Source organism: Streptomyces anatolicus (assembly GCF_019400875.1).
Lineage (GTDB): Bacteria > Actinomycetota > Actinomycetes > Streptomycetales > Streptomycetaceae > Streptomyces > Streptomyces anatolicus.
The window spans coordinates 1-6,426 of sequence record NZ_WMBF01000370.1; the positions used below are offsets into that span (position 1 = coordinate 1).

The window sequence follows — 6,426 nt, forward strand, 5'->3', positions numbered from 1 at the left end:
GCCGCCAGCGTTCGTCCTGAGCCAGGATCAAACTCTCCGTGAATGTTTTCCCGTAATCGGGATGAACACCACGAGAGCGGAACGGTCGGAAGGAATAATCCCGTCCGTTCACAGCGTCCTCGCTGTGTCGCCTGCACGAACAAATGCCGTACAGGACTTTTTCAAAGGAACCTCAACTCACCGAAGTGAGTCGGGGTATCAACATATCTGGCGTTGACTTTTGGCACGCTGTTGAGTTCTCAAGGAACGGACGCTTCCTTTGTACTCACCCTCTCGGGCTTTCCTCCGGGCGCTTCCCTTCGGTGTTTCTTTTGTTCTTGCGTTTCCGACTCTATCAGACTCTTTCGTGTCCGATTTCCTCGGTGCCTTTCCGGTTCCCGCTCCGGCCTTTCGGCTTTCGCGTTTCACTTTCCGGCGGTTCCGACTTTATCAGGTCCCATTCGACTCTCTGACCACGGTCACCGCAGACATGCGGAACCAAGATCAGGGATAGGATCTGGCGTGAAGGATGTCGCCGAGTCAGGACGCTTGGCTGCGTCCCACGACCTCAGGCAGAGTCCGACTCTACATCGGCTCCCGGGCAGGTGCAAATCGTTTGTGCTGTGCTCCTACGTCCGTCAACCGGGATCTCTCGTGCGGAACCGGGACTTCCTATGACTTACGCTTCTGAGCAGTGCGTCGTCCAGGACAGGTAGCGACGGCGGCTACAAATCTCCACCCCCTGGGAGGCTTGCCATGACCAGTGTTTCGTCCCCGCTCGCCGGACGCGCCATTGGGCTCTCCGCAGTACCGGATCCCGTGTTCTCAGGTGCCATGGTCGGCCCTGGCACGGCCATCGATCCCGTGCGTGAGCCCTCCTACGCGGTCTCGCCCGTGGACGGCATCATCGTCTCTCTCCACCCGCACGCGTTCGTGGTGGTCGACGATCAGGGTCACGGCGTCCTGACGCACCTCGGCATCGACACCGTTCAGCTCAATGGCGAGGGCTTCGAGCTGCTCGTCAACAAGGGTGACACCGTGCAGCGCGGTCAGTCCGTGGTGCGCTGGGACCCGGCCGCCGTCGAGGCCGCCGGCAAGTCCCCGGTCTGCCCGGTCGTGGCGCTCGAGGCCACGGCCGAGTCCCTCTCCGACCTGGTCGAGGACGGCGACGTGAAGGCCGGCGACGCGCTCTTCGGCTGGAAGTGACGTCATCGCCGTCGCTGACGGCAGGTAGGACAACCAACGCGGCGGCCGGGTCCGCCGCACTATCGGAGACGGGTGAGATGGAGACAACGCTGCGAGGCGTCGGTGTGAGCCACGGTGTGGCGATCGGCGAGGTTCGGCACATGGGCACGGCGGTTCTCGAGCCGCCGGCCAAGCAGATTCCCGCGGAGGAGGCCGAGCGCGAACAGGGGCGCGCTCGCCAGGCCGTGGAAGCTGTGGCGGCCGACCTGATTGCGCGCGGCAATCTGGCCGGTGGCGAGGCGCAGGCGGTGCTCGAGGCACAGGCCATGATCGCCCAGGACCCGGAGCTCATGTCCGACGTCGACCGTCGCGTCACCGTCGGCAGCACGGCCGAGCGCGCCGTCTACGACGCGTTCTCCCACTACCGCGAACTGCTCGCCGGTGCCGGTGAGTACATGGCCGGTCGCGTGGCGGACCTCGACGACGTGCGGAATCGTATCGTCGCCCGTCTGCTGGGCGTTCCGATGCCGGGTGTCCCGGACAGCGACGAGCCGTACGTACTGATCGCGCGGGACCTGGCGCCCGCGGACACCGCGCTGCTCGACCCGACTCTGGTGCTCGGCTTCGTCACCGAAGAGGGCGGCCCGACCAGTCACAGCGCGATCCTCGCCCGTGCGCTCGGCGTGCCGGCCGTGGTCGCGCTGCCCGGGGCCGGGGAGCTTGCCGAGGGCACTGTCGTGGCCGTCGACGGCAGCACCGGTGAGATCTTCGTGGACCCGAGCATCGAGAAGCGCGAGCAGCTCGAGGCCGCCGCCGCCTTGCGCAAGGCGGCGCTGGCGGCGTCGACCGGGCCGGGTGCGACGTCCGACGGGCACAAGGTCCCGCTGCTCGCCAATGTCGGCGGGCCCGCCGATGTGCCTGCCGCCGTCGAGGCGGGGGCCGAGGGTGTCGGTCTGTTCCGTACCGAGTTCCTCTTCCTCGACGACAGCACGAAGGCGCCGTCCGAGGAGAAGCAGGTCGAGGCGTACCGCAAGGTGCTCGAGGCCTTCCCCGAGGGCCGTGTGGTCGTGCGGGTGCTGGACGCCGGTGCGGACAAGCCGCTCGACTTCCTGACGCCGGCCGACGAGCCGAACCCCGCGCTGGGCGTGCGGGGCCTGCGGGCGCTGCTCGATCACCCGGAGGTGCTGCGCACGCAGCTGACCGCGCTGGCCAAGGCCGCCGAGGGGCTGCCGGTCTACCTCGAGGTCATGGCTCCGATGGTCGCGGACCGCACCGACGCCAAGGCGTTCGCGGACGCCTGTCGTGAGGCGGGGTTGCAGGCGAAGTTCGGCGCGATGGTCGAGATTCCGTCGGCGGCTCTGCGGGCGCGCTCGATCCTTCAGGAGGTCGAGTTCCTCTCGCTGGGCACCAATGACCTCGCGCAGTACGCGTTCGCCGCCGACCGGCAGGTGGGCGCCGTGTCCCGGCTCCAGGACCCGTGGCAGCCCGCGCTGCTCGACCTGGTCTCGCTCTCCGCGGAGGCCGCGCGGGCCGAGGGCAAGAGCTGTGGCGTGTGTGGCGAGGCCGCGTCGGATCCGCTGCTCGCCTGTGTGCTGACGGGTCTGGGTGTCACCTCTCTGTCGATGGGTGCCGCGTCGATTCCTTACGTGCGGGCGACTCTCGCGAAGTACACGCTTGCCCAGTGCGAGCGTGCCGCGTCGGCGGCCCGTGCCGCGGACACTGCCGAGGAGGCCCGCAAGGCCGCTCAGGCGGTGCTGTCCGGCGAGTAGCCGCACGGTCGTTGTTCCGAGGGGCGTCCCACCCGTGTGGTGGGGCGCCCCTCGGGCGTTCAGTGTGTGTGGCCCCTTTCCTGGTCGTCGCCTTCGAGGTGGGGTGCCGCGCAGTAGTCGACGCCGGACTCCGGGGCGACGAGGTCTCCTGAGATGGCGTCGGTGCAGTACGCGTCGAAGACCTCGGCCGCGGTGAGGGGCTGGAGCAGGCCGCCGTGCATGCGCCAGCCCTGGACGCGGTCACGGGCGCCTGGCGCGCTGGTGCGCAGCACCATGCCCGCGGCGCGGTGGGTGGCGATGCCGACGGCGAGGACCGTGGCGAACTCCAGGGCCTCGCTCTCGTCGAGCACGGCGCCGCCGTCGGCGTCGACTTCCACGTGCAGTGCGGCGAGGAGGGTCTCGGAGTCGGAGGGCACGCTGCACACCAGGTGCCGGGTGCCTGGGGTCGAGGTGTCGATGGCTCGGGTGATCAGTTCCGAGGCGCGGGCGAACGCGGCGCGGCCGATGTCCTCGCCGCAGGTCGCGCAGGCGCCGGTGCGGGCGAGCACCGTGGTCGCGTACTCCCACGTGGCCTGGCGGACCGCCTCGTCGACTAGGTCGGGCAGGAGGTCGGCGAGGGGCTGGCCCTCATAGGGAATCGTGGGGCCGCCCGATGCCAGTTCGGCGGTGAAGCGGGTGCGGCTTGCCGGGGTGTCGGGGTCCAGGCCGGTGTCCTCGCAGTACGCCTCGTACTCCTCGGGGTCGAAGAGAGCGACCGAGGTGTGCCTGCCCTGGGAGGCGAGGGTCCTGAGCAGGGCTTCGACCTGCTGGAGGTAGGTGTCGTGGTCGTCGAAGGCGAAGGTGCGGTAGCGGCGCATCGCCGCGAAGTCCTCCTCATCGGCCAGCAGGCCGATGGTTCCGGCGACTTCGCGGCGCAAGGCGCGTCGCATCGTGTCGGGTCGGGTGTGCGCCATGATTTCCCCCTGCGCTCGGTCGGTCAATGCTCACTCAGAGTAATCACGGGCACTGACAATCGGCGCTGAGCTGCGGGGAAGGGGTCAGGAGCGCTGGCGGAAGAGGTCCTCGTAGAAGTGGAGGAGGTCGAGGTTGTCGACCGAGCCGGGGTTGACCGCCTTGTTCAGCGGGGTGCCTTGGAGGAGGCGTTTGACCGGGACCTCGATGCGCTTGCCGGTGAGGGTGTGCGGGATGCCGGGGACCTCGATGACCTCGTCGGGGACGTGGCGCGGGGAGAGCTGTTCGCGGATGGTCCGCTTGATGCGGTCGCGCAGGGCGTCGTCGAGGGCCGCGCCGGGGGTGAGGTGGACGAAGAGCGGCATCCAGTAACCGCCGTTGGGCTGTTCGACTCCGATGACGAGGGATTCGCGGATCTCGGGCAGTCGTTCGACGGCCTCGTAGATGTCGGCGGAGCCCATGCGGACGCCCTGGCGGTTGAGCGTGGAGTCGGAGCGGCCGTGGATGATCACCGAGCCGCGTGCGGTGCGGGTGATCCAGTCGCCGTGGCGCCAGACTCCGGGGTAGGTGTCGAAGTAGCTGTCGTGGTAGCGCGTGCCGTCCGGGTCGTTCCAGAAGTGGATGGGCATGGACGGCATGGGGTTGGTGACGACCAGTTCGCCGACCTCGTCGATGAGCGGCTTGCCCTGGGGGTCCCAGGACTGGAGGTCCGTGCCGAGGCAGGGCGCCTGGAGTTCGCCGATGTGGACGGGGAGGGTGGGCACGGCGCCCGCGAAGCAGGAGCAGACGTCCGTGCCGCCGCTGACCGATGCCGTCCAGAGGCCGCCGGGGGTCTGCGCGAATTCGTCGTGCAGCCAGCGGAAGCCGTCGGGGGGCAGCGGGGAGCCGGTGGTGGCGACGCACTTGACGCGGGAGAGGTCGAAGTCGCGGGCCGGGTGGACGTCGGCCTTGCGGCAGGCCATGACGTACGCGGCTGAGGTGCCGTAGAGGGTGGCGCCGGTGCGTTCGGCGATGCGCCACTGGGCGGCGGTGTCGGGGTAGCCGGGGCTGCCGTCGTACAGGACGATCGTGGTGCCGGTCAGGAGGCCGGAGACGAGGAAGTTCCACATCATCCAGCCGGTCGAGGTGTACCAGAAGAAGCGGTCGTCGGGGCCGAGGTCGCAGTGCAGACCGAGCTGTTTGAGGTGTTCGACGAGGATGCCGCCCTGGGACTGGACGATCGCCTTGGGCAGGCCGGTGGTGCCCGAGGAGTACAGCACCCACAGGGGGTGGTCGAAGGGCACCTGTTCGAAGACGGGTGCCACGTCGGCCGAGGTGAGGGCCGCCCACTCCAGGGCGCCTTCGGGGGCGTCGGTGCCGAGCAGCGGGATGTGGACGACCGCCCGGAGGCTGGGCAGTTCGGAGCGGAGTTCGGCGACGGTGTCGCTGCGGTCGTGTTCCTTGCCGCCGTAGCGGTAGCCGTCGACGGTGAAGAGCACGACCGGTTCGACCTGCTGGAAGCGGTCCAGGACACTGCGGGCGCCGAAGTCGGGGGCGCAGGAGGTCCAGACGGCTCCGACGGCGGCGGTGGCGAGGAGCGCGACGACGGCCTGGGGGATGTTCGGCAGGTAGCCGCTGACGCGGTCTCCTGGGCGTACGCCCAGGGCGCGCAGCTCCGCGGCCAGGGAGCCGACCTGGCGGCGCAGTTCGGCCCAGGTGACGGTCTGTGGGTCGTGGCTCTCGTCGACGTGGAGTAGTGCGGGGGCGTCCGCGCGCGCGGGGTCGTCGGCGGCGCGCAGGGCGTGCTGGGCGTAGTTGAGCGTGGATCCGGGGAACCACTGGGCGCCTGGCATCGAGCGGTCGCCGAGCACGCGCGCGTAGGGGGTGGTGAAGGTGACGTCGAACCAGTCGGTGACGGCTTTCCAGAACGTTTCGAGGTCGGTCACCGACCAGTGGTGCAGCGCTTCGTAGCCGCCCTCGGCCGGGGCTCCGTACCGCTCGGCGGCCCAGGCCTGGAACCGGGTGATCTGCGCTTCGGCGATCCTCTCCGGGCTCGGCTGCCAGAGCGGCGCGGGGTTCGCTGAGGACGTCATGGGGCGGCTCCCGGACTGTACGCGTCGTGTGCGTGCGGAGTGCGCACGTGCTGGGTGTGCGCGTGAACACGGCTGAAAGGGACGATGCCACGTGATCGACTTCCGCACCAGGGTGTACCGCACACGGCCGGCCCGGTGGTCATGTGTCGTAGCCCCAGGTGAACGGCAGTTGAACGGACCCCACGGGCGGCGTTTCCGGTGGCAGGGTGAGCGGCATGAACGGTCGTGACCTGGTGCGTTCGGTGAAGGCGGTCGGCATGGTCGGCACGGGGCAGGGGTTGCGCGCGGTGCGCTCCTCGTGGCGCAGGTGGCGGGCCGACGCGGTGGGGCTGGCCCCTCGGCGGGCCGAGCGCGCGCGGGTGCCCGGTCCTGTGGTGGGGGTGGAGCCGGGGCCCGGTGGTGGTGTGGTGCGGTTCGCCCGGTCCGAGCTGCGGGTGCGGGTGACGGCCGGTGGGGCGGTCTTCTGGGGG

General features: G+C 69.6%; 4 protein-coding genes and 1 pseudogene. 3 read left to right on the top strand and 2 right to left on the bottom strand.

What is annotated here, in order from left to right; all coding sequences use genetic code 11:
- Positions 1 to 735 precede the first annotated feature (735 nt).
- Together GKQ77_RS25035 and ptsP are read left to right on the top strand one after the other, a co-directional pair.
- On the top strand, positions 736 to 1,185 hold the full coding sequence (locus GKQ77_RS25035; RefSeq protein ID WP_219691197.1) for a PTS sugar transporter subunit IIA: 450 nt from the start codon (positions 736 to 738) through the stop codon (positions 1,183 to 1,185).
- Positions 1,186 to 1,262: 77 nt separating this feature from the next.
- Complete coding sequence (ptsP, locus tag GKQ77_RS25040; protein WP_219691198.1) at positions 1,263 to 2,933, top strand: phosphoenolpyruvate--protein phosphotransferase; 1,671 nt, start codon at positions 1,263 to 1,265, stop codon at positions 2,931 to 2,933.
- A gap of 59 nt (positions 2,934 to 2,992) precedes the next feature.
- Here ptsP and GKQ77_RS25045 read toward each other — a convergent pair whose 3' ends face one another.
- Complete coding sequence (locus tag GKQ77_RS25045; RefSeq protein WP_219691199.1) at positions 2,993 to 3,886, bottom strand: DUF8829 domain-containing protein; 894 nt, start codon at positions 3,884 to 3,886, stop codon at positions 2,993 to 2,995.
- A gap of 84 nt (positions 3,887 to 3,970) precedes the next feature.
- On the bottom strand, positions 3,971 to 5,956 hold the full coding sequence (locus GKQ77_RS25050; RefSeq protein ID WP_219691200.1) for an acetoacetate--CoA ligase: 1,986 nt from the start codon (positions 5,954 to 5,956) through the stop codon (positions 3,971 to 3,973).
- 215 nt (positions 5,957 to 6,171) lie between these two features.
- Here GKQ77_RS25050 and GKQ77_RS25055 point away from each other — a divergent pair.
- A pseudogene (locus GKQ77_RS25055) lies at positions 6,172 to 6,426 on the top strand (glycosyl hydrolase); the annotation flags it as partial.